This window comes from Anaerobiospirillum thomasii (assembly GCF_900445255.1).
GTDB classification, from domain to species: domain Bacteria; phylum Pseudomonadota; class Gammaproteobacteria; order Enterobacterales; family Succinivibrionaceae; genus Anaerobiospirillum_A; species Anaerobiospirillum_A thomasii.
Genome location: NZ_UAPU01000007.1, coordinates 921,291 through 947,886 on the forward strand (window position 1 = coordinate 921,291; position 26,596 = coordinate 947,886).

Annotated in this window: 25 protein-coding genes and 1 tRNA gene; 3 read left to right on the top strand and 23 right to left on the bottom strand. The window is 42.5% G+C overall.

What is annotated here, in order from left to right; genetic code table 11:
* Positions 1 to 10: 10 nt before the first annotated feature.
* The 21 genes from DRZ93_RS11240 to DRZ93_RS11340 form a co-directional block, all read right to left on the bottom strand.
* Positions 11 to 757: a cell division protein FtsQ/DivIB gene (locus DRZ93_RS11240; RefSeq protein ID WP_113746627.1), complete on the bottom strand. Its 747-nt coding sequence runs from the start codon at positions 755 to 757 to the stop codon at positions 11 to 13.
* Positions 738 to 2,183, bottom strand: a complete 1,446-nt coding sequence (gene murC, locus DRZ93_RS11245; RefSeq protein ID WP_113743539.1) for a UDP-N-acetylmuramate--L-alanine ligase — start codon at positions 2,181 to 2,183, stop codon at positions 738 to 740. Before murC ends, DRZ93_RS11240 begins: the two co-directional genes overlap by 20 nt.
* A 67-nt stretch (positions 2,184 to 2,250) precedes the next feature.
* The gene (murG, locus tag DRZ93_RS11250; RefSeq protein ID WP_113743538.1) at positions 2,251 to 3,312 is read right to left on the bottom strand and encodes an undecaprenyldiphospho-muramoylpentapeptide beta-N-acetylglucosaminyltransferase; all 1,062 of its coding nucleotides are present in this window, start codon (positions 3,310 to 3,312) and stop codon (positions 2,251 to 2,253) included.
* Between the two features lie 3 nt (positions 3,313 to 3,315).
* A complete protein-coding gene (gene ftsW, locus DRZ93_RS11255) occupies positions 3,316 to 4,488 on the bottom strand; it encodes a putative lipid II flippase FtsW (RefSeq protein ID WP_113743537.1) in 1,173 nt (390 codons plus the stop codon).
* Between the two features lie 2 nt (positions 4,489 to 4,490).
* The gene (murD, locus tag DRZ93_RS11260; protein ID WP_113746628.1) at positions 4,491 to 5,831 is read right to left on the bottom strand and encodes a UDP-N-acetylmuramoyl-L-alanine--D-glutamate ligase; all 1,341 of its coding nucleotides are present in this window, start codon (positions 5,829 to 5,831) and stop codon (positions 4,491 to 4,493) included.
* A 7-nt stretch (positions 5,832 to 5,838) separates the two neighbouring features.
* Positions 5,839 to 6,921 (bottom strand): phospho-N-acetylmuramoyl-pentapeptide-transferase, encoded by a 1,083-nt coding sequence (gene mraY / locus DRZ93_RS11265; RefSeq protein WP_113743535.1) that lies wholly within the window; start codon positions 6,919 to 6,921, stop codon positions 5,839 to 5,841.
* Complete coding sequence (locus DRZ93_RS11270; RefSeq protein WP_172458221.1) at positions 6,915 to 8,294, bottom strand: UDP-N-acetylmuramoyl-tripeptide--D-alanyl-D-alanine ligase; 1,380 nt, start codon at positions 8,292 to 8,294, stop codon at positions 6,915 to 6,917. The genes mraY and DRZ93_RS11270 overlap by 7 nt, the downstream gene beginning before the upstream one ends.
* Positions 8,287 to 9,795, bottom strand: coding sequence for a UDP-N-acetylmuramoyl-L-alanyl-D-glutamate--2,6-diaminopimelate ligase (locus DRZ93_RS11275; RefSeq protein ID WP_113743533.1), 1,509 nt, complete (start codon positions 9,793 to 9,795; stop codon positions 8,287 to 8,289). The genes DRZ93_RS11270 and DRZ93_RS11275 overlap by 8 nt, the downstream gene beginning before the upstream one ends.
* Before the next feature lie 14 nt (positions 9,796 to 9,809).
* Positions 9,810 to 11,438, bottom strand: coding sequence for a peptidoglycan D,D-transpeptidase FtsI family protein (locus DRZ93_RS11280; RefSeq protein ID WP_172458223.1), 1,629 nt, complete (start codon positions 11,436 to 11,438; stop codon positions 9,810 to 9,812).
* A 74-nt stretch (positions 11,439 to 11,512) separates the two neighbouring features.
* Positions 11,513 to 12,004 (bottom strand): cell division protein FtsL, encoded by a 492-nt coding sequence (locus DRZ93_RS11285; RefSeq protein ID WP_113743531.1) that lies wholly within the window; start codon positions 12,002 to 12,004, stop codon positions 11,513 to 11,515.
* A 2-nt stretch (positions 12,005 to 12,006) separates the two neighbouring features.
* Positions 12,007 to 12,945, bottom strand: a complete 939-nt coding sequence (gene rsmH, locus DRZ93_RS11290; protein ID WP_113743530.1) for a 16S rRNA (cytosine(1402)-N(4))-methyltransferase RsmH — start codon at positions 12,943 to 12,945, stop codon at positions 12,007 to 12,009.
* Positions 12,946 to 12,954: 9 nt separating this feature from the next.
* Entirely contained in the window at positions 12,955 to 13,434 is a 480-nt protein-coding gene (mraZ, locus tag DRZ93_RS11295) for a division/cell wall cluster transcriptional repressor MraZ (RefSeq protein ID WP_113743529.1), read from the bottom strand.
* A gap of 168 nt (positions 13,435 to 13,602) precedes the next feature.
* On the bottom strand, positions 13,603 to 14,007 hold the full coding sequence (locus DRZ93_RS11300; RefSeq protein ID WP_146741119.1) for an SEL1-like repeat protein: 405 nt from the start codon (positions 14,005 to 14,007) through the stop codon (positions 13,603 to 13,605).
* 119 nt (positions 14,008 to 14,126) lie between these two features.
* The gene (gene pntB, locus DRZ93_RS11305) at positions 14,127 to 15,623 is read right to left on the bottom strand and encodes a Re/Si-specific NAD(P)(+) transhydrogenase subunit beta (protein ID WP_113743527.1); all 1,497 of its coding nucleotides are present in this window, start codon (positions 15,621 to 15,623) and stop codon (positions 14,127 to 14,129) included.
* Positions 15,624 to 15,644: 21 nt separating this feature from the next.
* Positions 15,645 to 17,180, bottom strand: a complete 1,536-nt coding sequence (locus DRZ93_RS11310; RefSeq protein WP_113743526.1) for a Re/Si-specific NAD(P)(+) transhydrogenase subunit alpha — start codon at positions 17,178 to 17,180, stop codon at positions 15,645 to 15,647.
* A 253-nt stretch (positions 17,181 to 17,433) separates the two neighbouring features.
* A complete protein-coding gene (gene rimI / locus DRZ93_RS11315; protein WP_113746632.1) occupies positions 17,434 to 17,898 on the bottom strand; it encodes a ribosomal protein S18-alanine N-acetyltransferase in 465 nt (154 codons plus the stop codon).
* A 1-nt stretch (position 17,899) separates the two neighbouring features.
* Positions 17,900 to 18,325, bottom strand: a complete 426-nt coding sequence (locus tag DRZ93_RS11320; RefSeq protein ID WP_113746633.1) for a hypothetical protein — start codon at positions 18,323 to 18,325, stop codon at positions 17,900 to 17,902.
* 2 nt (positions 18,326 to 18,327) lie between these two features.
* Positions 18,328 to 18,708, bottom strand: coding sequence for a VOC family protein (locus DRZ93_RS11325; RefSeq protein WP_113743523.1), 381 nt, complete (start codon positions 18,706 to 18,708; stop codon positions 18,328 to 18,330).
* 14 nt (positions 18,709 to 18,722) lie between these two features.
* On the bottom strand, positions 18,723 to 19,451 hold the full coding sequence (locus DRZ93_RS11330; protein ID WP_113743522.1) for an MBL fold metallo-hydrolase: 729 nt from the start codon (positions 19,449 to 19,451) through the stop codon (positions 18,723 to 18,725).
* 107 nt (positions 19,452 to 19,558) lie between these two features.
* Positions 19,559 to 20,449 carry a carbohydrate kinase family protein gene (locus DRZ93_RS11335; protein ID WP_113746634.1) on the bottom strand — a complete coding sequence of 297 codons (891 nt, stop codon included), beginning with the start codon at positions 20,447 to 20,449 and terminating at the stop codon, positions 19,559 to 19,561.
* Positions 20,450 to 20,656: 207 nt separating this feature from the next.
* Positions 20,657 to 20,732: transfer RNA gene (locus DRZ93_RS11340), tRNA-Trp, on the bottom strand.
* Between the two features lie 297 nt (positions 20,733 to 21,029).
* Between DRZ93_RS11340 and pyrB the strand changes: the two genes are divergently transcribed.
* Both pyrB and pyrI read left to right on the top strand, forming a co-directional pair.
* On the top strand, positions 21,030 to 21,953 hold the full coding sequence (gene pyrB / locus DRZ93_RS11345) for an aspartate carbamoyltransferase (protein WP_113746635.1): 924 nt from the start codon (positions 21,030 to 21,032) through the stop codon (positions 21,951 to 21,953).
* Position 21,954: 1 nt separating this feature from the next.
* On the top strand, positions 21,955 to 22,461 hold the full coding sequence (gene pyrI, locus DRZ93_RS11350; protein WP_113743519.1) for an aspartate carbamoyltransferase regulatory subunit: 507 nt from the start codon (positions 21,955 to 21,957) through the stop codon (positions 22,459 to 22,461).
* A 56-nt stretch (positions 22,462 to 22,517) separates the two neighbouring features.
* On the opposite strand, the gene rlmD is transcribed toward pyrI, so the two are convergent.
* Positions 22,518 to 23,861 carry a 23S rRNA (uracil(1939)-C(5))-methyltransferase RlmD gene (gene rlmD / locus DRZ93_RS11355; protein ID WP_113746636.1) on the bottom strand — a complete coding sequence of 448 codons (1,344 nt, stop codon included), beginning with the start codon at positions 23,859 to 23,861 and terminating at the stop codon, positions 22,518 to 22,520.
* 168 nt (positions 23,862 to 24,029) lie between these two features.
* Here rlmD and DRZ93_RS11360 point away from each other — a divergent pair, with 168 nt between their 5' ends.
* Complete coding sequence (locus tag DRZ93_RS11360) at positions 24,030 to 24,524, top strand: YMGG-like glycine zipper-containing protein (protein ID WP_113743517.1); 495 nt, start codon at positions 24,030 to 24,032, stop codon at positions 24,522 to 24,524.
* 257 nt (positions 24,525 to 24,781) lie between these two features.
* On the opposite strand, the gene DRZ93_RS11370 is transcribed toward DRZ93_RS11360, so the two are convergent.
* Positions 24,782 to 26,521, bottom strand: coding sequence for an IS1634 family transposase (locus DRZ93_RS11370; RefSeq protein WP_172458019.1), 1,740 nt, complete (start codon positions 26,519 to 26,521; stop codon positions 24,782 to 24,784).
* Positions 26,522 to 26,596 lie beyond the last annotated feature (75 nt).

Sequence of the window (26,596 nt, forward strand, 5' to 3'; positions counted from 1 at the left end):
GCCAGGAGACCTACTTGTTTTTCCAACCTATTGAAAAACCAGAATCATATCTTAAATCAACATATTCCACATTATTGACATCAATGTCTGTCTTGGAAAATGCCTCAATAAAGGTTTTGATGCGCTGTGACAGAGGGTTTTTGGCCTCGTCACGCCCCAGGCGTAGCTCTATGCCGTTGGATAATGTGACATGATATCCTCTGGCACTGTCAAGCTTGACCTTTACCACCTCATAAGGTGTATTTTGAAATTCACTGATAAATTTTACAGTCTGATCATAAACTGTAGGAGCCAGGTAATCATGCGTGGCCTCAAGTTTGACCAAAGGCTCTTTAAAATCACGCATATTAGGATAAAAAGGCTCCCTGGTTTTAGCATCAAACAATCCATGATTAAAATATGCCGCAGGGACATGCTCTACTACAGATACATCTAAAGTATCGGGCATTTTCTTCTTTACAGAGGCAGAGGCTATCCACGGATTCTGCATCAGAGCACTGCGTACCTCTTCAGTATCCAATGTTGTTATATTGGAGCCTGCAGCAGTTCTGCCTGTTATATCTGCAATATCCTTGCGTGACAGATATTTTAACACACCATCGACAACAACTGCTCTTACCGGCATTAATCTGTCTGATCGTAAAACATCCTGAAAATGATAAAAAACGCAGATCATAGAGTAGCCGACAAATATGATACTGGCAATTCCAAGCAGATAATAGCCCCTCGTAAACTTTTTATACTTCTTTAAACTCATAACAACTCCACCTATGTTTTAATGTCCTGGCTACAGATACAACATTACCTGCACCCTGAGTTAAAACGACATCGCCTTGCTTGACTATGGCGTCTAAAATTTCAGGAACATCAATAACTGAAGCTGCAAAATGAGGTTCAAGGCGGTTTTGCATTCTGACTGAACGGCACAGATGGCGTCCGTCAATGCCTGCAATTGGCTCCTCGCCTGCGCTGTACACATCTAAAAGCACGAGCTCATCAACGCTCTGCAGAACCTTGACAAAATCCTCATACAGATCGCGTGTACGGGAATAGCGGTGTGGCTGAAAGACCATGACCAGACGGCGGTCTGGATAGGCATCTCTTACGGCCTTTATAGTGGCGGCAACTTCTGTAGGATGATGTCCATAATCATCAATAAGAGTAATCATGCCATGAGGAGCATTATAATCGCCGTACATCTGGAAACGACGACCCACTCCCTGAAATTCTGACAGAGCAGAAACAATATCCTCATCGCATATTCCCTCCTCTGATGCCGCGGCCGCAGCTGCGGCTGCATTTTTGGCCATATGCAGACCTGGTAGAGATAAGTCGATTTTAAGAGGATCCTTATTTTTTCTTATAATAGTGAAGCTGGATCCCAGCCCCTTAGGTTTGTAATCAATTACTTTAAAATCAGCCTCATCACTGATGCCGTAAGTAACCACAGTGCGTCCTATGCGCGGCAGCAGTTTTTTGATGGTAGGACAGTCAATACAGACTATGGCTACACCGTAAAAAGGCAGATTGTGTAAAAATTCTATAAATGTATCTTCAAGCTTGGAAAAATCGCCGTCATAGGTATCTAAGTGATCAGCCTCGATATTGGTCACCACAGTCATCATAGGCTGCAGATGTAAAAATGAGGCATCTGACTCATCGGCCTCGGCAATAAGATAGCGTGAGGTACCAAGACGGGCATTGGTGCCTGCTGAATTTAAAAGACCGCCTATAACAAAGGTAGGATCAAGCTGCGCCTTTGCATAGATACTGGCAATTAAACTTGTAGTTGTGGTTTTTCCATGGGTGCCGGCTACAGCAATACCATAGCGATAGCGCATAAGCTCGCCGAGCATCTCTGCTCGTCTGACCACAGGTATGCGTTTTTCTATGGCCTCTTTGACCTCAGGGTTTTCCTTGTTGATGGCAGATGACACTACAACTACCGAGGCACCCTGTACGTGCTCTGCTCTGTGGCCTTCAAATACTGTGACACCTAAAGACTCAAGACGCTCTGTAACCTTGCTTCTGGCAATATCAGATCCTGAGACGCTGTAGCCTTCATTGAGCAGCACCTCAGCAATTCCACACATTCCAGATCCGCCTATACCAACAAAATGAATACGTTTTACTTTGTGCATCAGCGGTACGGCAAGTTTAATTTTTGAGCATATGTCTTTCATTTAAAAAACCTGTAATTTTTTCTACTATATCAGTACTTTTGTATAATGAAATTAAAATGATAAAAGATTACAACTCAGAGAGTTTTTTAATAATTTTGTCAGTTGCATCAATGCTGGCTATCCTTTTAGCCTGCTGCGCCATATTTTCAAGTTTAGATCTGTCATCTATAAGCCCCTGCAGAAGCTCAGGTAGCTTATCTGAAAGATCCTTTTGAGCCACCAGCAAAGAGGCGCCCTCTGAGACCATAGTCATGGCATTTTTGGTCTGATGATCATCAACAGCACTTGGTAGTGGTACAAAAATGGCAGGCAGACCTGCAACTCCCACCTCAGCGCAAGTTAGAGCGCCGGCTCTGCAGATAACAAGATGAGCCTCTTCAAAGGCTTTATCCATATCATCTATAAAATCAACAACGCTGACCTCAAATTTATCCTTGCGATAGAGCTTATAGGTTTTATCTGAATTATCCCTGCCGGTCTGATGCGTAACAGAAATAGTCTGTGCCTCAACATTAAGGTTGTTGATAATACCAGGCACTATATCATTTAAAGCCTTGGCACCTAATGAACCGCCTACAATAAGTATATTGATGCGACCTGTAAAATCACGCTGTCTATCATGCAGTGCCACTATGCTTTTGCGCACAGGATTGCCTGTAAGCACCACATTTGAACCCTCAAAGGCACCAGGAAAGCCTAAAAATATAACCTTGGCAAAGCGTGAGAGTATCTTGTTGGTCATACCGGCTGAGGCATTCTGCTCATGCAGCACCAAAGGTATTGAGCACAAATAGGCGCTCATACCGCCAGGACCTGCGGCATAGCCTCCCATGCCAATCACCAGATCAGGCTTGAATTTTTTTAAGATGGCGCGTGACTGCATTATGGACTTTAAAATCATAAAAGGCGCTGTAAGCTTTCTTAAAGCCCCGTTGCCTCTTATGCCTCTGACATCTATATACTCAATATCAAAGCCATACTTTGGCACTAAAGCCTCTTCCATTCTACCCCTAGTGCCAAGCCATAAAATACTTGCACCCTGCTCTTTTAAAGCAGTGGCAATAGCCAGAGCAGGAAACACATGACCGCCGGTACCGCCGGCCATAATAACAACACGTTTTAACTGCATTTTTTAACCTATAAAATTCTCTTTTTGCTCTCTGTAGCGTCTTTTGAGCTCTTTTTGAATAATGTTGTTGCGCCATTCAAAATCAATGCGCAAAAGCACGGCTATGCCGGCCATGGTCACCATCAAAGATGAACCGCCATAGCTGACAAGTGGCAAAGTCAAACCTTTAGTCGGAAGGCCACCTGAGGCCACGCCAATATTAATAACTGTCTGCAGACAGAGCCAGACACCTATGCCGTAGGCTACAAAACCCTGAAAAATGGCGCCTTCTCGCAATATAGAAAATGACAGACGCAAAGCCTTGTAGACTATTAAAAACTCAATGGCAATAAGTACACACATGCCTGCAAAACCAAATTCCTCACCAAAGATTGAGGTGATAAAATCAGTATGAGCCTCTGGTAGATAACCTAATTTCTGAATAGAGTTGCCAAGGCCCTCTCCAAAGAGATTGCCACGGCCAAAGGCCATTAAAGACTGTGTCAGCTGATAACCGCTGCCAAACGGATCACTCCATGGATCTAAAAATGTCAGCAGACGCTGCACACGATATGGCGCCAGCACTGCCACCACGGCAATAGAAAAGGCCACACCTACAAACATAATAAGATACTGCAGCAACCTTGCGCAGGCGGCAAAGAGTATGGACATGGTCACCACGGTAACCACCACCAGCGAACCAAAGTCAGGCTGCAAAATTAAAAGCAGTGCAATAAAGGCAATAAAGCCACCTGCCTTTAAAAAGCCTTTTCTGGTCTCGCGCACCTCTTCAATTTTGCGCGAGCAGTAGCTTGAAAAAAACATAATCCAGACCAGCTTTAAAATTTCGGCCGGCTGCAGATTAACAAAACCCAAATCTATCCAGCGTTTGGCCTGATTGATCTCACGGCCTACAATAAGCACCAAAAGCAACAGCGCAAAGGTTATAAACAGCACATAGATTATGTATTTTTCATAGATGTCCGTAGGTACTGCAACCGTCACTATGCCTATAATCAAAGCTGCAACTATGTAGATAAGCTGTCTTTTTAAATAGTGATTTTCATCGCCAAAACGGCTCAATGCCTCCATCACAGAGGCAGAACTTACCAGAACCACACTTATAACCAGAAGGGCTATCACACACAGCAACAATACTCTGTCATACTGCAGCCCCTTATATGAAGCGGCGCTCATTTCTACTTGCTGTCCAGATGATTGACCATATTGGCAAAAACACGTCCACGCTCCTCATAGCCTTTGAACTGATCAAATGAGGCACAGGCTGGGGATAGCAGCACTGCCATATCCTCTGATGCCATCATAAAGGCCTCATTTAAAGCCTGACGCAAGTTCAAAACCCCCTTGGTATATTCAGGGTTTAGATCAATTAACTGTTTTGCATCCTGTCCAAAACAGTACATAAATTTAACCTCACGGCCAAGATACCGCTTAAGAGGAGTAAAATCCTGACCCTTGCCAAGCCCCCCGGCGAGCAGAATAATTCCCTTTTTATGCTTGCCACTAAGACCTACAATGGCAGCCTCTGCTGATGCCACATTAGTGGCTTTTGAGTCATTGTAGAAACTTATACCGTCAAGTACGCGTACGAGCTGACAGCGATGACTCAAACCTATAAACGATTTGACGGCACTTTTTTGTACCTGTCTGTCTATGCCAAGACAGTCGCACAGAGCCATAGCGGCCAGCACATTGAGCTCATTGTGTGTGCCATAGATGGTAAGCTCTCTTGTATCTATAAACTCCTCACCATTGATGGTAAGGTAGGTCACACCACCTACAACTTTGCGGCCATAGTCTTTGTCATCAAGACCAAAGCTTGCGCAATACTTTGCATTCTTAGGATAGGTGCCAGCATCTTCACGGTTGACAATAATATTTTTGGTATTGGCAAAGATACGGTGTTTGGCCTGTCTGTACAGCTCAATAGAGCCATCATAACGATCAAGATGATCCTCTGTAACATTTAAAATCACGCCTGCATCAATGTGCAGTGATGAGGTGGTCTCAAGCTCAAATGATGACAGCTCAAGCACATACACATCAATGCTGTCATCTAAAATATCAAACACAGCATTGCCAAAGTTGGCACCCACAGCCACATTAAGACCTGCCTGTGAGAGCATATGACCTGTAAGAGCTGTAACTGTTGATTTACCGTTGGAGCCTGTAATACCGACTATTTTAGCCTTTGATTTATTCTCATTGAGCTCACGGGCAAAAAGCTCTACATCACCAATGATTTCAACGTCATTGACAATGGCTTTAAAAGCATCATGATACAAAGGCAGACCTGGGGAGATGACTATCATGTCAAACTCTTTTAAAACCTTTGCATCAAGAGGGCCAAGATTGATATCAAGCCCTGCAGGAAGCTCCTCCAGATGAGGAGGATTGTATCTTGTATCAAACACGGCCAGATGCTTAAGATCGTGCTTTAACAGATATGAAACAACTGCAATATTAGAAATACCAAGACCTATAACTGCAATCTTTTTACCATTTAATTTACTGTTCATACAACACCTAACGCAGCTTTAAAGTGATAAGGCCGATTAAAACAAGCACTAAAGTTATAATCCAAAAGCGCATAAAGACGCGTGGCTCAGGCCAGCCGCCCTTTTCAAAATGATGGTGGATAGGAGCCATTTTAAAGATACGGCGCCCGCGCATTTTATAAGAGCCCACCTGTAAAATCACACTTATGGTTTCAAGCACAAAGATACCGCCCATGATAAAGAGCAGTATTTCCTGACGGATTAAAATGGCAATAATACCAAGCACTGCACCTAAGGCCAGTGAGCCTACATCACCCATGAACACCTCGGCCGGATAGGTGTTAAACCATAAAAAGCCAAGACCTGCACCTACAATTACTGTACAGGCAATAACCAGATCGGAGGCATTTGGTACAAATGGAATAAACAGATACTGTGCATAATTGGCATTTGAGGTCAGATAGGCAATAATGCCAAGACCTGCAGCCACAGTGATTGTGGTGGTAATGGCCAGACCATCAAGTCCGTCTGTTAGATTTACAGCATTTGAAGAGCCTGTAAGTACAAAATAGGCCAGAGGTATGAGTAAAAAGCCAATATCAGGCATAAACTCCTTGAAAAACGGTACTACCAGTGTAGTCTCGGCCTCGGTTGTGGAAAAGCCATAGATACAGCAGGCAAGAGCAATGGCAGCCGTTGACTGCCAGAAATACTTGTATTTAGCTCTAAGACCGTCTGAGTTGTGGCGCACAACTTTTAAATAGTCATCGGCAAAACCTATGGCGCCGTAAAAGAGAAGAGTGGCTATGGTGTACCAGGTATATGGATTGTCAAAGCGACACCACAAAAGCATGGTTACAACAATGGTGCCATTGATTAAAAGACCGCCCATCGTAGGTGTGCCCTGCTTTTTAAGATGGCTTTCAGGACCGTCTTTTCTTATAACCTGACCAAAGTGCAGCATCTGCAGCGAGCGTATAACTGCAGGACCTAGCCACAATGACAGGGCCAGGGCTGTAAACAGTGACATTACGGCACGAAAAGTCAGATACTCAACAACTCTAAATGATGGTATATACTGCGATATCCACTCAGACAGCAAAATTAGCATTTTTTACATTTCCTATTCATTAAAGGCTCAACAATTTTCTCCATATGCATAGCATGTGAGCCTTTGACCAGCACCACTGGCTTTACATGCTCATTGAGCATTGAATCTAAAAAGGTATACAGACTTTCGTGATTGGCAAAGTGCATGGCATGATTGCCCATAACCTTGACAGTATGCATGGACAGAGGTCCCATGCACAGCATGCGGTCAATATTGTGCAGCCTTGCATAAGCACCTATTTTCTGATGCAGTGCCACAGCCTCATCTCCAAGCTCTCCCATGTCAGAGAACACGAATATTTTAAAGCCGTTAAAGTGCGATAGTGTGTCGATGGCGGCTAAAACTGCATTGACACTGGCATTGTATGAATCATCTATTAAGATAAAATCGCCTCTGTCAACAATATTAAAGCGCCCCTGAGTGGCCTGCACATCATTCAACCCCCTGACAACAGCCTCTTTATCAGCTCCCATGCACAGACATAAGGCGCAGGCAGCGGCTGCATTCTGGGCATTGTGACGGCCTAAAAGATTAAGCTTTATATCGGCACTGAAGTTTTCGCACACCAGGGTAAAGGCACAGCCATCAAGCGATTCTTTAAGATTGGTTATTGTGACAAAAGAGCCTTCTTTAAAACCAAAGGTCTTTAACTGACCCTTTTTGCAATAGTCAGCATAATCTGCAAGCCATCTTTCATAATAGGCACTGTCAGATGGAACAACACCAAAGCCACCGCGCTCTAGCACATCATCAAGAATCTCAGATTTGCCTTTGTACACGCCATCATAAGAGCCAAAACCCTCAATGTGGGCAGCTCCTACATTGGTAATAACACAGGCCTGTGACTTTACAAATTCACAGGTTCTTTTTATATCGTTTAGATGACTTGCACCCTGTTCAATAACTGCATAGTCATAGCTCTCATCAAGGCGCAAGAGAGTAAGCGGCACACCCACATCATTGTTGAAATTGCCCTTGGTAGCAAGTGTTTTACCCATGCATGAAAGAATTGACAGACACATCTCTTTTACTGTGGTTTTACCGCATGAGCCTGTCACTGAGCAGACTTTAACTCCACTTTTATCTCTGACAATCTCACCGGCCTTGCCTAAAAGACGCAGTGTGTCGCCACATTCTATATATGGAGTATCAATATCGACATTTTTACTTACAGCAAAAAATGAAGCGCCATTGGCTCTGGCATCTTCAATAAAATCATGCGCATCAAAACGCTCGCCCTTGAGCGCCACAAAAAGAGTATTGCTGTCAGCACAGTCCTTTGAATTGGTGCTTACACGTCTGACAGTTGCATCAGATCCGTGCAGTCTGCCATCTGCTCTTGCAGCAAGCTCGCTTAACTTAAAATCAATCACAGCTAAGTCCCAGCAGGGCACATGCCTGCTCTCTGTCTGAAAAATGAATAGTCTTATTCTTTAAAATCTGATAATCCTCATGTCCCTTGCCGGCTATAAGCACACAGTCATTTTCATCTGCAAGTGCAAAGGCCTTGGCAATGGCCTCCTTTCTGTCAAGCACTACGCTTACATTGCTTGCAAGAGAGACACCGCGCAGCATGTCATCAATAATGCTCTTAGGATCCTCGCTGCGTGGATTATCCATGGTAAAGATAACTCTGTCGGCAAAGACACTGCTTTTTATAGCCATCATTGGACGTTTGCCTTTGTCTCTGTCACCGCCACAGCCAAGAACACATATGATTTTTCCGTTTTCACAGTGATTTCTGGCAGCGCGCAGTGCACTTTCCACACCATCTGGTGTATGGGCATAATCGACAATAATTCTTGGCTTGCCCTTTTGTGAAAAGCACTCCATACGTCCTGTCACCGGCCTGATGGCGGCACTGGCCTGACCTATTTCCTTTAATGTAATCTTAAGTGTCTGCAGTATACCAACAGCACACAGATAGTTTGAAACATTGAATCTGCCAAGCAGATGCACATTCTGATTTTCAAGCATGCCATATGAGGTTTTAATGCTGACATTAAAGCAGTCATCCTTGAAGCTCAGATGCTCACAGCTTATACAGCGTCTGCCGTTTAGAGCACTGACCTGTGTCATTGAATCAATACCATAGCAGGTGCAGCCTTCTTTTTGTGAGGCAAATTCAAGACCTGTAGGATCATCTGTATTAATAACAATCTTCTGGGTATTAAGTCTTCTTAAAAAAGCAGCCTTGGCTTCCTTGTAGGCCTCCATGGTCTTGTGATAATCAAGATGATCACGGGTCAGATTAGTAAAGGCACCCACTGAGAAGGTCAGATGATCTATGCGTCCCTGGTCAACGCCTATAGATGAAACCTCAAGCACAGCATGATCAGCTCCCTTTTGCACATAGCGATCAAGGTAGCGGTTGAGATATACAACATCAAGCGTGGTATTGGAGCTCTGCTCAAGCTCACCTGGAAAACCAAAACCCAAGGTTCCGAAAATGGCGCACTTATAGTTAAGAGCATTGAGCATAGTAGCCACTAGATAGGCAACTGTGCTCTTGCCATTGGTGCCTGTGACACCTATAAGTCTTAGCTTGGTTGAAGGCTCGCCGTAAAACCATGATGCAAAACGCCCTATGGATCTTGTGGCTGTTAAAAAGAAATACTTGACATCCTTATTCTCAAGCAGCTTTTTAGCTTCCTTTCTGTTGGCCTTTGGGTCAATTAAAATCAGGGATACGCCTTTTGCAATTACATCATCAATATAATCAAGACCGTTGTGGTTGCTGCCGCATCTGGCTAAAAATACGTCATTGGCCTTGCATTTTCTTGAATCAATTTCTATATCTTCAAAAAGAATATCTTTATCTTGGCTCTCTGCTGAAAAGCCCATAAATTTTTTAATAGCGTATAAACTCTTCATTTACTTAACCTGCTTTAAGGTTTTTCCTGTGCATCAGGTGGTACATTATACAGCTGCAGAGCCCTTGTCATCACATCTTTGAATATAGGACCAGATACTGCACCACCATAATAACTTTTCTTTTTTGGCTCTCTGACCACAGCCACCATGGCAAAGCGTGGATTGGATATAGGAGCAAATCCTGCAAAGCTTGAAATATAATTTTCACTATAACCCTTTCTTGTGGCCACACGTGCTGTACCTGTCTTGCCTGCAATACGATAACGGGTAATGGAGGCCTTGCTGCCTGTACCTTCAGACACAATGGTCTCAAGTACGCTCTGCAGACGCTTTATCTCCTGAATGCTGCCAACCTGCATCTGCTCTGGCTGTTTGTGCACGGATAAAATGGAGACAGGATGCCTTGCTCCGTTGTTGGCCAGTGTGGCATAGGCCGAGGCCAACTGCAGTGCTGTTACTGTATAGCCATAACCATAACCCAAGGTTGCCTTGTCAATTTCAGCCCAGAACCTTCTGTTTTCATTCAGCCTGCCACTTGACTCACCCACAAGACCAGAGCTTGTAGCCTGACCAAAGCCAAAGCGCTGCAGTGTATTAATAACAGGAGCAGGACCCATTCTCTGTGTAATATGGGCCATACCTGTATTTGATGAGAATTTTAAAATATCCTTTAGGGTGCCGTATTCCATAAAATGCGTATCGCGTATGGTTTTGCCATCCACCACATAAGGACGTGTATCAAAAACCTCATTCCAGGTTACAGCTTTATTCTCAAGAGCTGAGAGCGCAATAATCGGCTTTACAGTAGATCCAGGCTCAAAGGTGTCGGTAATAATTCTGTTGGTGGCATGCTCGGCTATAAAATGACTTCTGTCATTTGGATCAAAGGATGGATAATTGACCATAACCAGCACTTCACCTGTTTTAACATCAATCATCACAACCATGGCCGATGAGGCATCAAATTCCTCTACAGTCTCTATGAGCTTTGAAAAGGCAAAGGTCTGCAGTCTGTCATCAATTGACAGTCTTAAATTACCGCCGGCTCTGCCCTCCTGCACAACATTGAGATTTTCAATAATATGACCCTTGCCATCCTTAATGGCCTTGTGTGAGGCCTTCTGTGCACTTAAATAGGTGTTAAAGCTCTGCTCCACGCCGTAGGTACCCTTGCCATCGGCATTTAACAGACCTATAAGATGGGCATTGATGCGACCTGTTGGATAATAGCGCTGATAATTGTCACGTATCATAATGCCAGGCACTTTTAAAGCTTCAAGCTCCTGTGCCTTGTCTGTTGCTAGATGACGGCTTAAAAGCACATTGCGTTTTCTTTTATTGCTAAGCTTATTAAAAAGATCGCGCGGATCCATCTGTAAAATGGCGGCAATAGCCCTGATTTTATCAGGATCGTGAATCACTCTCTTGTCATTGATAACAAAAGCATCAGCATAAATAGCCTTAACCGGCACAGAAATAGCCAGTATCTTGCCGAATCTGTCAGTTATAAGGCCACGCGCCGGCTCAAAGGAGTAAAGGCGCTCCACTCTGTTGTTACCCTCGCTTATAAGCCTTTCTGGATGCAGAATCTGAATCCATAATAGTCTTGTAATTAAAAAGCCAAATAACAGCAGTATAGCCATCCATGTGACGACTATACGAAAACGGCTGATTTTAAATTGTGAATAATCTATGAAATTGCCAGACATTTTTATAATTAATTAAGATTGATAACAAGCTCTGAATCAGTTTTTGGCGATATCATTTTTAGTTTGCCAAGAGCCTGCTCTTTAATCTTGGTATGCTCTGATAGTTTTTGTTTTTCAGCAGTCAGCAAAAGCCACTTCTTATGCAGATTTTCATTATCTGTTATAACCTGATTGAAGCGTGCTGTTATATCACGTGTCTGCTGTACCTGATGGATCTTGTACAAAGCCATAGCAGTAAGCACACACAACAGAAAATAGGTAAAACTGTTTTTTAACAGATCCTTTAAAATAACACGTACAATGCGCAGCTCATTATGCTTGCCATAATCATAATTGGCAGCACGGCTTACAGTCTTTTCGGCTGTCTTTAAAGATGCTGTGATATCTACAGGCTCTGACTGAGTATAGGAAATATTGTTATAGCCATTGTCATCAAGGGCTATAACATGCTCCTGCACATGCACATCATTATAGTCTACAGCTGTATTGCTCTTGTGCATGACTATAGCCTCTTTGCCACACGCAACACGGCTGAGCGTGAGCGTACATTCTGCATGATTTCACTGTCACTGGCTTTAATGGCCTTGCCTACACACTCAAGTTTGGCATACTGCGCCTTAAGCGCTGCAAGCTCGGTGTCGGTAATTGGCAGTCCGCGTGGAATAGGAGGAGCTGAAGACTTGTCACGATAGAAAGTCTTTACAATACGATCCTCAAGTGAGTGAAAGCTTATAACACACAGTCTGCCATCTCTGCCCAGCACATCAATAGCTCCTTCAAGGGCCTGCTTGAGCTCATCAAGCTCGGCATTTACTGCAATACGCAGTGCCTGAAAACATCTTGTGGCCTTATGCTTGGGACCTGGTGCTCCTGGAATGGCCTTTGAAATGATTGAGGCAAGCTGTGTTGTAGTTTCAATCTTTGCGTTTTCTCTTTCTCTGACTATGGCAGCTGCCACCTTGCGTGCAAAACGCTCTTCACCATAGACCTTGAATATATATGACAGATCATCGCTGCTGTAGGTATTGACAATATCAGCTGCACTTAAACCACAGCTGTTGTCCATGCGCATATCAAGAGGACCCTGTCTGTCGAAGGAAAATCCTCTTTGAGCATCATCAAGCTGTGGTGAGGAGACGCCAATATCCATAAGAATGCCGTCAACCATGCCCAAAATGCCATGCTCGGCTGCTACATCCTTTATATTTGAAAAGGTATTATGCGTAATGCAAAAACGCTCATCGTCAATAGATGCTGCAGCCTCAATTGCCTGCAGATCTCTGTCTATGGCAAATAATTTTCCATTAGCGCCTAGTCTTTGCAAAATGGCGCGTGAGTGACCTCCACGTCCGAACGTGGCATCGATATACACGCCGTCGCTCTTGATATTAAGACCATCAAGGCATTCATTCAATAAAACCGGTATATGAGAAAATGTCATGTCGTTCTCTTAAAGTGCTATGGAGGCCAGCTCGTTTAAAATAGCACTGTCACTTAAATTTTGTAAAACTTCGGCGTCCTTTATACGCTGTCTATCAAGACAGGTCTCAGACCATATTTCAAATTTATTATTAATACCAATTAGCGTTGCCTTCTTTTCAAGAAGACACAGACTGCGCAATTCCTGTGGGATTAAGATTCGACCCTGTGCATCAAGTTTGCAGTAGACTGCCGATCCTAAAAGTGTACGCTGTATTGAGCGCAGTGCTGTCTGTGATACGGTATTTAATGCAGTAAAGCTGTCAACTAGCTCATCCCACTGCGGTTTGGTGTACAGCCACAGACATTCATCAAAGAGGCTTTTGGCAAGATAACATTCGCCGTCACAGCTTTCTTTTATAAGCTGACGATATTTGACAGGCAGAGCAATTCTACCTTTATCGTCTAGTGACAAAACATTTGTGCCACTGAACAACAGCCCACTTGCCATACTGTGCACCACAAAAAACCACAAATTCCCACTTTTATAATTTTAGCATAGAATTTGCAATGAATTTACGTTGTAACTTTCCAAAGCATCACAATTTTTTAAATATCTAATATAAAAAGCAAAAAAGGCAGCAAAACTGCCGCCTTTGTAAATCTGTGTAAATTATATCTAACCGTTGAAAATCTCAGGATGTTCTTCTATGAAAGTACAGCTGCCTTTCATATCAAGATCACAGGCTTTTCTTATAAGCTTGATAATCTTCTGTCCATCCTCTTTTGAGCCTTTTTGTGTGTAGGCACCAACAGCCTGCTCACATGATACACCTGAGTTTAAATCACAGCCTTTAGTATAGAGTTTAGCTGCTCTGTCAAGGTTCTGTCTTACTCTTTTGCCCTCTTTAAAGATGTCGCCAGCCTTAAGACAGCTGTTTACATCACCTCCGTTACACTTGCTCTCAAGACTTAAAATATCTTTTGGTATTCTTACAGGAGCTGCATTTACTGATGAAACACCAACTACAGAGCATGCAACTAAAGCTAGGGTCAGCACTTTTAAATTTTTTACATAACTCATAATGTCACCTATAACATCTTTAAACAAAACAATATTTTTAAACACTAAGCCCCAATGGACTTTAAATAAACTGCTGCGAACACAAAAAAGGGGCTTGCGCCCCTTCTTTTATTTCGGTTTTAGATATTTGCAACAATTTCTTCAACTGTCTTCTTGGCATCACCAAAGCACATGCTTGAGTTCTCCTTGAAGAACAGTGGGTTCTGAACACCGGCATAGCCTGCGTTCATAGAACGCTTGAAGACAACCACATTACGTGCCTTCCAGACCTCAAGTACAGGCATGCCTGCAATTGGGCTGTTAGGATTCTCAAGAGCAGATGGGTTAACTGTATCGTTGGCACCAATTACCAGTACGGTATCGGTGTTTTCAAAATCATCGTTAATCTCATCCATCTCAAGAACGATGTCATAAGGAACCTTAGCCTCGGCTAAGAGCACATTCATATGACCTGGCAGACGACCTGCTACAGGGTGAATGGCGAAGCGAACCTCAATACCACGCTCTCTTAACTTCTCAGTTAATGAGGCAACGGCATTCTGAGCCTGGGCTACAGCCATACCATAGCCTGGAGCAATGATAACTGAGCTTGAGTTCTTTAACAGATCGGCAACATCAGCGGCCTTGAGCTCACGATACTCGCCTACCTCATCATCCTCAACAGCAGCACCTTCATTACCGAAGCCACCTGCGATTACGGAGATGAATGAGCGGTTCATGGCTTTACACATGATGTATGACAGAATAGCACCAGAGCTACCAACCAGAGCACCGGTTACAATCAGCAGGTCGTTGCTTAACATGAAGCCTGAGGCTGCAGCTGCCCAACCTGAATATGAGTTGAGCATTGAGATAACTACAGGCATGTCGGCACCACCGATAGCAGCTACTAAGTGAATACCAAAGAGGAATGCAATAATTGTCATGATTACAAGCGGAGTTACTGGGGTAACATCAGCTGACATGAACCATACTAAAAGTAACAGTGAAACAATTAAAGCACCCAGGTTCAGCCAATGACCGCCTGGTAACATTAATGGAGCTGACTTGAAGATACGGAGCTTGAATGTGCCGTTTAACTTACCATAGGCAACGATAGAGCCAGTGAAGGTAACAGCACCGATGAATACGCCTAAGAAGATCTCAACTAAGTGAGTGTTGAGCTCAGCTGAGGTCATAGCGTGGGCGCTCTCGGCAACAGGCTGCTGAATGGCACTTAAAATAGCCATTACTTCATCAGCAGAGGCATTAGCTGCAATTGTGATGTTCTGTGGGGCAACAACACCTAACTCAAAGAAGCTGTTGAAACCAACTAAAACAGCAGCCATACCTACAAAGCTGTGCAGACATGCAATAAGCTCAGGCATCTGAGTCATGGCAACCTTGCGGGCCACGTAGACACCGATAACGGCACCGATAGCCATAGCAACAACGGTAAGACCAAAGCCCATGAAGGTATCAATCTGAGCAAATGTAGCCAGAAGGGCAATAACCATACCAACGATGCCAGACAGAGCACCTAATTTTGCAGTCTCCTGCTTTGACAGTCCTGCTAAAGCTAGAATGAATAGCAGTGCGGCCAGAATATAGGCCATATGTATAGGACCAAATACCATTTTTTCTTCCTCCGGCCTACATTACTGCTTTCTGAACATTGCCAGCATACGACGTGTTACAGCAAAACCACCAAAGATGTTGATAGATGCAATAAGCACACCGATAAAGGCAAAGAGGCCAACGATAAAGCTGCCTGAGCTGATCTGCAGCACGGCACCAACCACAATAATACCTGAAATAGCGTTTGTTACCGACATCAGCGGTGTATGCAGTGAGTGGGTAACATTCCATACTACGTAGTAACCTACAACGCAGGAAAGTACGAATACGGTAAAGTGTGGTAAGAATTTCTCTGGGGCATAAAGTCCGATAAGAGCAAAGGCAACAACAAGCATTGCTACACAGGTAATCTTGAATTTGTTTGAAACCTGTTTCTGCTCTACCTTCTGAGCTGGAGCATCAGCTGGCTTGGCAGCTGGGGCTGCAGATACGCTGATCTTTGGAGGTGGGAAGGTAATCTCGCCATCCTTGGATACTGTCATATTGCGCAGTACAACATCTTCAAAGTCGATGTTGATATTGCCATCCTTCTCCTTGCACAGAAGCTTGGCAAGGTTTACAAGGTTGGTGCCATACAGCTGTGATGACTGGGCTGGAAGTCTTGCGGCCAAATCTGAATAGCCGATGATCTTGACGCCATTGGCTGTAGTAACAATCTTGCCTTCCTGAGTCAGCTCGCAGTTACCGCCGGTTGCAGCAGCAAGGTCAACAATTACAGAGCCTGACTTCATGGACTCTACCATTTCCTTGGTGATAAGACGAGGAGCTGCCTTACCTGGAATTGCAGCGGTAGTGATGATAATGTCCACATCCTTGGCCTGAGCTGCAAAGAGCTCCATCTCTGCCTTGATGAACTCATCTGACATAACCTTTGCATAACCGTCTGAAGAGCCGCCGTCCTCATTCTTAAAGTCGAGCTTTAAGAACTCACCGCCCATAGACTTAATCTGATCTGCCACCTCAAGACGTGTATCGAAAGCACGAACGATAGCACCAAGAGAGTGGGCTGCACCTATTGCAGCAAGACCTGCTACACCGGCACCGATAACCAGAACTTTTGCAGGAGGAACTTTACCTGCTGCAGTTACCTGACCTGTGAAGAATCTGCCAAAGGTGTGGGCAGCTTCAACTACAGCTCTGTAACCTGAAATGTTGGCAGTTGATGACAGAGCATCTAATGACTGGGCACGGGAAATACGTGGCACCATGTCCATAGCCAGCACGTTAACTTTCTTGGCATTTAACTTCTCAACAAGCTCGCTGTTCTGAGCTGGTCTGATGAAGCTGACTAAGGTCTGGCCTTCTTTTAAAAGCTCAACCTCAGCATCTGATGGGGCGTTAACCTTAAAAATAATGTCGCTGTTCCAAATCTCGCGACCCTTTAGAACTTTAGCACCGGCCTGCTCGTATGATGCATCATCAAAACTAGCGTCGGCACCAGCATTGCTTTGAACGGCAACTTCAAAGCCCAATTTAATAAGCTTGCCTACGGTGTCCGGAGTTGCTGCAACTCTGGTCTCTCCGCGTAAGCTCTCCTTTGGAATACCTATTAACATGGCGTCTTCCTGTAACTTATGGCTAAAAAGCCTTCTATTATCGTTGTTAATAACAGAACCTATGTCTGAGTTTACCGGGTTATTATATTATTGAATGTAAGTTTGCGTTGTGATTTAAGCTTAAAAAATGCCTAATTAATATAAATTTTTTGCACTACAAGAGTGAGATTCTTTGAAAAAAGTGAGTATTTACCGTTATTTAAGAGAAAAATAAAATTTCAAAACAAATAGATAAAATTTTTCATTTTAGCCTCTAAGGCTTTATTTCACAGCTCATTGTGTAGGCATCTTCGGCTTTTTGACCTGTGTATGCGCTGTAATAACCTCGGCGCACTCCCATAATCTCAAAGTTATAGGCTTTATACAGCGCAATAGCCTTTTCATTTGACACTCTTACCTCCAAAAAGCATCTGCGCCCGCCAAGACTGTAGGCAAGAGACAGACTGAAGGCTAAAAGCTTTGAGCCAAAACCACGTCCCTGCATGGCAGGCACAATACCTATGGTAAAAAGCTCACATTCATCAAAAAGCAAGGATATGACACTAAAGCCAATAAGCTCTTTGTCATGATAGATACCTATGACCTTGCTGTTATCGTTAAAGCTCTCTTTGATGCCATCATAGGTCCAGGGGTGGGTGTGACACAGACAGTCAATGTAAAAAAGCTTTTTAGCAAGCTCTTCATCAAATTCAAGAACCTTAATTTCTGTCCTGTCCATTTTATAATCTATCTGCAAAATTCTGTTTTAAAAAAGACCACAGAGGTGCCTTGTCTGCACTCATAACAAAGACTCTGCATTGAAGTTCAGGACGAGTTGCACACAGTAAAACCACATCTGTATCTGCATACGTATAATCATCACTGTAAGGTGCCATACTTATACCTTTGCTGCTAAGAAATGAGCACAAAGACGGCAGATAGGCAATATCAGATCTTGACTCTATGTAAAGATCACACTGCACAGGACGCAGCGCTTTTTTAACAGCAGTGTCACTATCTGTCAGCTGCGTTTTTCCTGAGGCACTAATATCCGCCTCACTTACAGATAGCTGAGGAGCTTTTGCAGCAATGGTGTTTGCATCTGAATCCTGCGGGGCAAAAGGCAGTTTAACTCCTGCCTTTAATTTCCATGTAGTTCTTAGCATAATTATTTTTTAAGCGGCAGAACTTCAATCCAGTAGCCATCTGGATCTTCTATAAAATAAAGGCCCATCTTCTCATTTACATAGCACACACAGCCCATCTCCTGATGGTATTTAAAATACTCATCATAGTCACCCTCAACTCTGACACAAAGATGGGTTTCATTGTCACCAAGCTCGTATGGCTCTTCTCTGTCCTTAAGATAGGTCAGCTCCAGCTGAAAGTTTGTATATTTATCTTTAAGATACACAAGTGTAAAGGAGCCATCTGAGGCCTCCTTGCGTCTTGCCTCTTCAAAGCCTAAAGCTTTTTGATAAAACTCAATAGAGCGGTTTAGATCAAGAACATTGATATTCATATGATCAAATCTGGCTTTTATTTCCATAAAAATCCCCTTAGCTAATCCAAATTAATAATCTGTCCGCAACCTTCAATGGTTACAAATCTTTTTACATAAGGCGCAAGCTCTTTACGCCCAAAGTCCATGGCCTTATCTTTTAAATTCCAGTAATGCATTGGAATAAAGGTATCGACCTTAACCCTCTGCACCAGCTGCAGCGCACCCAGACCAAAATTACTGCCCATACGCGGATCAACAGGAAACATGACGGCATCAAAATGATCAGTTACACCAGCCACATACCCAAGTTCACGCTTGAAATACATACCGGCAGCCCTTATTTCAGCTACCGAGGATTCATCAGTCCAGTGCCAGTTGTTAAGGTCGCCTGCATGAAAAATACATCTGTCATTAACGTTGATAACAAAAGATACTCCGGCATCAGTTGAGCCACAGGCTTTTATAACTACACTGCCATCATCAAAAACCCCACCCTTGCCGATAAAATGTATGTTATCGGCAAGCTCATCTTTGCCAAGAGTATTGGTGCTTAAAATATCATCAGAGAGAATATAGGTTTTATTGTCTACAGGAAAATCAAGAATAGCCCTGTCAAAATGATCGTGATGGTGGTGGGATGAGAGCAGATAAAATTTATAGTCTTTGTCAAAAAGACTGTGAAGATAGCCATTGTGCGCAGAGCTGTCGCCAAAATAGTCGAGCACAATTACTTTTTTATCTTCTGTCTGGATCAGAAAACCTGAATGATTGAGATACACAATCTGCATATAATATCCCTGGCAATAAAATAAGTCTGTATATTCTATATCAGTTTTGTTAAGTCATTTAGTGCTTTGTATAAAACTTGGCACTTTGTATTTGTGATGTCAAACGGCTACAGATCTGATGGAATATCTGGCATAGCCCCCTTTTGTGTGCAGACATAGGCAGAGACTTTAACAGCTCTGTCATGGGCCTCTTTTAATTTAAGACCTTTGATAAGTGAGCTTACAACTGTTGCAGTAAAGCTGTCTCCTGCTCCTACTGTATCTGCAACGCTAACTTTAGGTGTTTTAATGCATGACAGATCATCATTTAGATACACGCTGCTTTGTACTGCCCCTTCAGTAAAGATAAAGCAGTATATGCCCACACTTTTAAGATAGGCATAAAAGTCAGTAGCTGTCTCTACATTCAGATTAAGGAGTTTAGACAAAACAGGAAGCTCATCTTCATTGCACTTGAAAATATCACAGTGTTTTAAAGAATTTTCTATTATGCAGCGATTGTAAAAACCACCGCGCAGATTGACATCAAAAACCTTTAGGGAACCCTCAGGCATGCTCTCAAGCACAGTCATTATGGTGTTATGTGTTGTTTCACTTCTCTGTGCAAGCGATCCAAAACAGATAAGATCAAGCTCAGATGCAATCTCCTTTAGCTCATCAGTAAAGGCTATATTGTCATAGGCAGTATCATCTGCAAATGTATAGGCAGGAATTCCATTGTCATCTAGATTTATATACACGCAGCCTGTAGGTTTGCTGTTTTCTAAAAGCAGTGATGGCAGATAGCGCATGGCCAGCAGATTTCTTGCTCTAAAACCAAGACTGTCATTGCCAACAGAGCTTATGAGCAGAGCATCTAAACCATTGTTTTTACAGTGATAGGCAAAGTTGGCAGGCGCTCCTCCTATCTGAGCTCCTGACTCAAAGACATCAAATAAAACCTCACCAATACCTGCACATTTGATTTTTTTATTATAAAACCTGGAAAAATCTAACATGGCAAACCTTTAAACTTATGCATCTAAACCTTAGTGTACAGCAGACACAAAAAGTTTGTAATCTGTGATGATAAAGGAGCGTTGCAGCGCCTCGACAGTTTAATTCTAGCGTTTTTTACTTTGTCGCGTAAAGACAATAGGATAGCGTGAAGATTAAAAAATTATCTTCATGATTCTGTCTTAAAAACTTTGGGATTTAATCTGAAGTGGCAGGGGCAGAAGGACTCGAACCCTCAACCATCGGTTTTGGAGACCGCTGTTCTACCATTAGAACTATGCCCCTGCAAAAGATGCGGTGTATTATGCCTAAAAAAATACCTATTGTAAACATCAAAGATGAAAAAAAGATGATTTTTTTACATTGACTGCCTCTGTATGACGCGCATAAGTAAGCAAAGTTCCTTCTGTGTCAAAGCTTATATGCCATTTTAGTGCTGATTTTTTTGATGTACTTAACAAAATATTTATTTAGTCTTTATTTTTGTGTATAATTTAACTTTCAGGAACAGCGCAAAAAGCGACATCCTGAAGCTGCGCGTCCCGTTCCAACTGTAACAGTCAGTCAAAAGGGACCAATTTTATGACCAATGCCCTCTTTCAAAAAGACATTATCTCAATCTCTGAGTTTAATCGTGATCATATTGAGCTTATCCTAGATACAGCCCAGAAACTAAAAGACAATCCACGTGATGATCTCTTAAAAGGCAAATTAGTTGGTGTAACTTTCTTTGAAGGTTCAACCAGAACCCGCCTGTCATTTGAGACTGCCATTCATCGTCTAGGAGGCCAGGTTATAGGCTTTTCTGATGCCTCAAACACCTCTCTTGGCAAAAAAGGTGAAACCTTAAGCGACTCAATCAGAATTATTACCTCATATACCGACGCTTTAGTCATGCGCCATCATATGGAAGGTGTCGCACGTCTTGCCGCCGACATTTCTCCTGTACCTGTAATCAATGCCGGTGACGGTGCCAATCAGCACCCATCACAGACCATGCTTGATCTTTTCACCATCAGAGAGACACAGGGCACATTAGATGGCATCAGCATAGCTTTTGTAGGTGACCTCAAATACGGCCGTACAGTCCACTCCCTGGCCGAGGCTCTGTCACTTTACGGCGCAAGAATCTATTTAGTCTCCCCTCAGTCACTTGCCATGCCAGGTTATATTCTCAAGCATCTTGATAGGGCTGGTATTGAGTATTCAGTACATGAGACTATTGAGGAGATCATGCCTAAGGTTGATATTCTCTATATGACACGTGTACAAAAAGAGCGTTTTGATGAAACTGAATATCAGCACCTGCGCTCTAAGTATATTCTGCAGGCCAGCATGCTCTCAGAGGCCAAGCGCAACATGAAGATTCTGCATCCGCTACCACGTATTGATGAGATTACTCTTGATGTTGATGCTTCACATCATGCCTACTACTTTGAGCAAGCCAAAAACGGCGTCTTTGCCCGTCAGGCAATTTTATCTTTAGTATTAAATAAGGAGATCTAATATGTCAGAGTGCAATAACAATACAAATGAGATCTCAAAAGATAAGCTTTTAGTTGAGGCCATTGCAAACGGTACAGTTATTGATCATATAGCCCCAGGTCAGGCTATGAATATTCTGCGCCTGTTCAACTTCCTTGGCCGTCACAATCATATTACTGTAGGCTTTAACCTGCGCTCAGGTGAGCTTGGCTCAAAGGACATCATCAAGATTGAAGATGTTAAGTTCTCACCATCAGAGACACAGCAGCTGGCCCTTTTAGCTCCTAATGCCACTGTAAATCAGATTGACAACTACAAGGTTGTGGATAAATATGATCTGCATCTGCCACAGGAAACTGTAGGAGCCTTTGACTGCCCTAACAGCAACTGCATAACCCATGTGGAAAAAGGCGCAACACCTAGATTTAAAGTATCTAAAGAAGGTGAGCAGGTCATGATGCGCTGTCACTACTGTGAAAGAGTTTTTGAAAGAGAGGTTGTGCTTGATCACAACGGTCTGTCATCATAGACAGAGATTTTATAACAGGGGGCAGATATACTGCCCCCTTGTTATTTGACCGCACTCTATAGTCTTTCTAAAAGACACACAGTCTCCACATGCATACTGTGCTCAAACATATCCACGCCAATAATTTTATGTACCTTAAATCCGGATTTAATAAAATGCGGCAGATCGCGCTCACAGGCCTTTAGTGAGCAGAAGATCAGGGCCAAATGCAAAGGCTGTTTTAAAGCGCATATAGCCTTGCAGCTCTGCTCTTTAAGTCCCACGCGTGAGGGATCTGCAATAATGGCCCCTACATCATCGCCTACATTGTGCAAAAGATAATCTGCCATATCGGCACAGACAAAACTTACATTTTCAATATGGTTTAAAACTGCATTTTCTTTCGCTGCATCAATTGAGCTTTGCACTATCTCAACACCGCAGACCTCTTTAAAATGACGGGCTAAAGGCAGGGTCATAGTACCTACACCACAGCACAGATCCAAAGCCTTATCTTTGTTTTTAGCACAGCTTACAAAATCAATAACCTCTTTGTACATTTTATCCATGGCTCTGTCATTAACCTGCATAAAGGTGTTGACGCCTATATTGAAGGTAAAATCAAGAATAGAGGCCCTGATATGCTTCTTGCTGCCCAGATAACGTATTTCACCGCGATTTAGACTGTTGTCACGCTGCGGGCGCACTGACAGAGCAACAACATCAAGATGATATTTCTGTTGCATGGCATAAAGAATGTTATCAAGCTCTGCGCTTTCATCCTTTGTAACATAGAGCATGACAAGACGCTGCTCTCCACTCTCTCGCAGCAGTATCTCTCTTACTGTACCAGTGTGCTCTGTCTCATCATAAATCTCAATCTTGTGCTGACAAAAGGCCTGACACAAATCAGAACATATGGCAGAAAACCATAAAGGCTCAACACTGCAGATATCTACAGCTAAAACCTTATGAGAATAGGGCTCATAAAAACCGCATATAATCTGCCCCTGCTGCAGTGCAAATTTTCTTATGCTCTTGTTGCGATATGGATCTTTTGTATCAGCCCTGTCTGCACCAAGCAGAGTATCTGCAATCTTGTCATCTAGCTTTAAGTCACTAAGGGCATCTTTAATGGCGCGTATTTTAAGTTCATGCTGCGCCTTAGTATTTAAATGCTGTATATGACAGCTGCCGCACTCAAAAAAATGCCTGCAGAACACCTGAGCCCTGTCAGGTGATGGACTTATAATCTTTACAGCCACACCCTCGCGGCGTTTTGATCCTTTGACAAAATAATCTTTAATCTGTGTTAATACTGTCTCACCTACAAGAGCATTTTTAATATAGACTTCATCCTCACCATCATAGGCAATACCAACGCCAAGATCCGAGAGTTTTTCAATTTTAAGCTCTTTCATAACTATCCTCTGCACCAAACGGCGCTATTGTAGCCTTTTTTCTATACAGCTGCTCTAAAAGTTATACGCGTGTATCTACATTATTTTGCATTTTTTCAAAATATCCTATACTTAGCATACAATAATCATTAAAATCTTATTGATAAAAGTTAATATTTTGGAGTCAACATGATTAAAGTAGTTAATCTTTCGCTGCTTGCCATATCAGTTGTAACAGCTTTTACTCTGACTGCATGCACCAACCCTACATCAACTGCAGGTACTAGTGCATACTTTACAGAAGGCGTAGTTAAAGATATAGAAGTTATCAGTATAGATCAGAAAAAATATGACAATACCAAGAATGTAGGTATAGGCGCTGCAGGTGGTGCTGTACTAGGTCAGATCATAGGGGGCAATACCAAGGGTACATTAATAGGTGCAGGTATTGGTGCCATTATAGGCGGCGGTGCCTCCATGATAGGCAACAGTGCCGACGGAATGCGTCTTACTGTTGATACAGCCAATGGACTGCAGCTTGTAGATACGCTGTACTCCTGCCTTATCAGAAAAAATACAAAAATCCGTATGGTAAATCATAAAAACGGTATACAGATACAGGTTCTGACCACATCAGGCTATAAGACAGCAACTGCCGATCCTGTCTCAAAGTGCAAAAGATAATCTGATATAGTCTGTACAAAAGCAGTTTTTAGCTGCTTTTTATTTTGCAAACAACAATATATACAGATACAGCTATGCTCTTTTAAAAATCATAATCAAGGGATTGTGGTTGAGAAGTGGTGGCCCATTCCCGGCTCGAACGGGAGACCCAACGATTATGAGTCGTTTGCTCTAACCAACTGAGCTCCCGAGTTTGACAGTTTGTAACCTAAATTCTGCATGCCCTATAGTATACAAGATCTTAGAGAACGCATGGTTTAAACCAGCTCTATAGCCGACAGATCAACACCTAATGCACCTAGGATGATTTTTTGGGTTTTTGTCAGAGCCTTGGTCAGAAAAATATCCGATTTCGAGCGTTTAATACTTATATCATCAAGCTCTCTTAGTAGTTTCTCATAGGTCATTTTAATAAAGCGTTTTGGCTCTTCGACCTTTAGCTTATTTATAACTTCCTGTATAAAGCTGTGTACAACTAGAGCCATAAAAATCACAAACATTTTACCTCTTGCAGTATTAGAGTTATGAATTTTTAATCTATCGCAGTCTAAAGTGTTCTTGGCAGTATCAAAGATCTTTTCCTGCACATCTTTGTGCCTGTAGGCAGACAGTACATCAGCGCCACTAAGATCAGAGTTAGTAGTAAACAGTGCAAAAAAGCCAAGCAGCTTCTGAGCTTTTATTATTTTATCTTCATCCTCTTTAAATACGTATCCACAAGGGTTACTGTCATCTTTTATGCAATTGTGAAACTTGCACAGAGACTTAGCTTTTCTTTGTGTTATTGGCATACCATCATCATTAACTTCCTTGATTTTTTCAATCTCAGCGGCAACTTCTTGACTGAGTATTTTATTATCGTCATAACACTTATTCATATCATGGTAAATATGCAGGACCCCTTTTACATCTTCTATTGTATGCTCTATGTGATGGCCGTAAATTCCTGGATATTCAGACAATTCATATTTTGGCAACCTATATGCCTGAGAGTTAGACAGAGCCTCAATAACCTCAAGGGCTTGCTTATACCTGCTAAGAGAAACACCAACAATGAGTTTTAGCCCAGCATTGTCAAGAAAAGTAATACCTTTCTGGCTAAAGAAACCTCTGTCAAAGGTGCAGACATTGCGCGTGCTGATACCAAGACGCTTGGCATCATTGATTACGTATGGTAGTTGCGTAGAATCATTCAGAGAGCCATTGTACATTGAATAATACAGTGGCTTTTTACTTTTTATACTTGAGAACATGCCAAGATTAACCTGTGGCAAATCCTCTTTATCTCTGTTATAACCAAACTCAGCATGCTGTATCTCTTGTGCATATGAGGAAAATGAAGTTACGTCGTAACATATTGCCTCATTCAGATCCATATGTTTTTTCAGCCATAATTCGAAAAATGAATCTATATCTTCCTGTTCACAAAGAGAAAACAGCCTTGATATTGTTGAATCACTAACAGAGCCAATCTCAGGCTCATCAAAGACAAATGTCTTTGAAAAGTCATCAATATTACTCATGGTTGAATCACCAGAGGCTATAAGACACGCTGTTGCAGTTAAATAGTCAGACTCTTTTTTATCAAAGATCTTTTTTATACAGTCACTCAAACCTGTATTTTCAAAAATCTTTTTTAATATCAGAGAGCTGCCTTTAACAACATCACCATTAACCACAGGTACACCATGAGATATAGATGTAATCTTTGAACCTCTTTTTTGCTTTTTAGCTTTACGCTCTTCCTTTTTATCTAATACCACCTGAGGGATGGCCGCACCGGTAATAGCAAAATATTTGTCATTAGGGTGAAACAGTGTTGGATCAGTCTCACTGACTCGACCAACGATAACAGACTTATTGCGGGACTGTCCTTTTTCATTTCTAAAAAAGGAAGTGTACATATACAGATATTTAATAGGCCTGCCACCACGTATTTCAGACTGTGTATAGCACCTGCTTTGAGGAACAGCATATGTTATTTCGTAATAAATCATGAAAAGCTCCCTAAAATCACTACTATACAAATAACTTAAACTGGTAATATATAGTATACAGAAAAACAATAAAAA

Coding starts and splice junctions, on each gene's coding strand:
- DRZ93_RS11240 (WP_113746627.1), bottom strand. CDS start 757: ATGAGTTTAAAGAAGTATAAAAAGTTTACGAGGGGCTATTATCTGCTT.
- murC (WP_113743539.1), bottom strand. CDS start 2,183: ATGAAAGACATATGCTCAAAAATTAAACTTGCCGTACCGCTGATGCAC.
- murG (WP_113743538.1), bottom strand. CDS start 3,312: ATGCAGTTAAAACGTGTTGTTATTATGGCCGGCGGTACCGGCGGTCAT.
- ftsW (WP_113743537.1), bottom strand. CDS start 4,488: ATGAGCGCCGCTTCATATAAGGGGCTGCAGTATGACAGAGTATTGTTG.
- murD (WP_113746628.1), bottom strand. CDS start 5,831: ATGAACAGTAAATTAAATGGTAAAAAGATTGCAGTTATAGGTCTTGGT.
- mraY (WP_113743535.1), bottom strand. CDS start 6,921: ATGCTAATTTTGCTGTCTGAGTGGATATCGCAGTATATACCATCATTT.
- DRZ93_RS11275 (WP_113743533.1), bottom strand. CDS start 9,795: ATGAAGAGTTTATACGCTATTAAAAAATTTATGGGCTTTTCAGCAGAG.
- DRZ93_RS11280 (WP_172458223.1), bottom strand. CDS start 11,438: ATGGCTATACTGCTGTTATTTGGCTTTTTAATTACAAGACTATTATGG.
- DRZ93_RS11285 (WP_113743531.1), bottom strand. CDS start 12,004: ATGCACAAGAGCAATACAGCTGTAGACTATAATGATGTGCATGTGCAG.
- rsmH (WP_113743530.1), bottom strand. CDS start 12,945: ATGACATTTTCTCATATACCGGTTTTATTGAATGAATGCCTTGATGGT.
- mraZ (WP_113743529.1), bottom strand. CDS start 13,434: ATGGCAAGTGGGCTGTTGTTCAGTGGCACAAATGTTTTGTCACTAGAC.
- DRZ93_RS11300 (WP_146741119.1), bottom strand. CDS start 14,007: ATGAGTTATGTAAAAAATTTAAAAGTGCTGACCCTAGCTTTAGTTGCA.
- pntB (WP_113743527.1), bottom strand. CDS start 15,623: ATGGTATTTGGTCCTATACATATGGCCTATATTCTGGCCGCACTGCTA.
- DRZ93_RS11310 (WP_113743526.1), bottom strand. CDS start 17,180: ATGTTAATAGGTATTCCAAAGGAGAGCTTACGCGGAGAGACCAGAGTT.
- rimI (WP_113746632.1), bottom strand. CDS start 17,898: ATGGACAGGACAGAAATTAAGGTTCTTGAATTTGATGAAGAGCTTGCT.
- DRZ93_RS11320 (WP_113746633.1), bottom strand. CDS start 18,325: ATGCTAAGAACTACATGGAAATTAAAGGCAGGAGTTAAACTGCCTTTT.
- DRZ93_RS11325 (WP_113743523.1), bottom strand. CDS start 18,708: ATGGAAATAAAAGCCAGATTTGATCATATGAATATCAATGTTCTTGAT.
- DRZ93_RS11330 (WP_113743522.1), bottom strand. CDS start 19,451: ATGCAGATTGTGTATCTCAATCATTCAGGTTTTCTGATCCAGACAGAA.
- DRZ93_RS11335 (WP_113746634.1), bottom strand. CDS start 20,449: ATGTTAGATTTTTCCAGGTTTTATAATAAAAAAATCAAATGTGCAGGT.
- pyrB (WP_113746635.1), top strand. CDS start 21,030: ATGACCAATGCCCTCTTTCAAAAAGACATTATCTCAATCTCTGAGTTT.
- pyrI (WP_113743519.1), top strand. CDS start 21,955: ATGTCAGAGTGCAATAACAATACAAATGAGATCTCAAAAGATAAGCTT.
- rlmD (WP_113746636.1), bottom strand. CDS start 23,861: ATGAAAGAGCTTAAAATTGAAAAACTCTCGGATCTTGGCGTTGGTATT.
- DRZ93_RS11360 (WP_113743517.1), top strand. CDS start 24,030: ATGATTAAAGTAGTTAATCTTTCGCTGCTTGCCATATCAGTTGTAACA.
- DRZ93_RS11370 (WP_172458019.1), bottom strand. CDS start 26,521: ATGATTTATTACGAAATAACATATGCTGTTCCTCAAAGCAGGTGCTAT.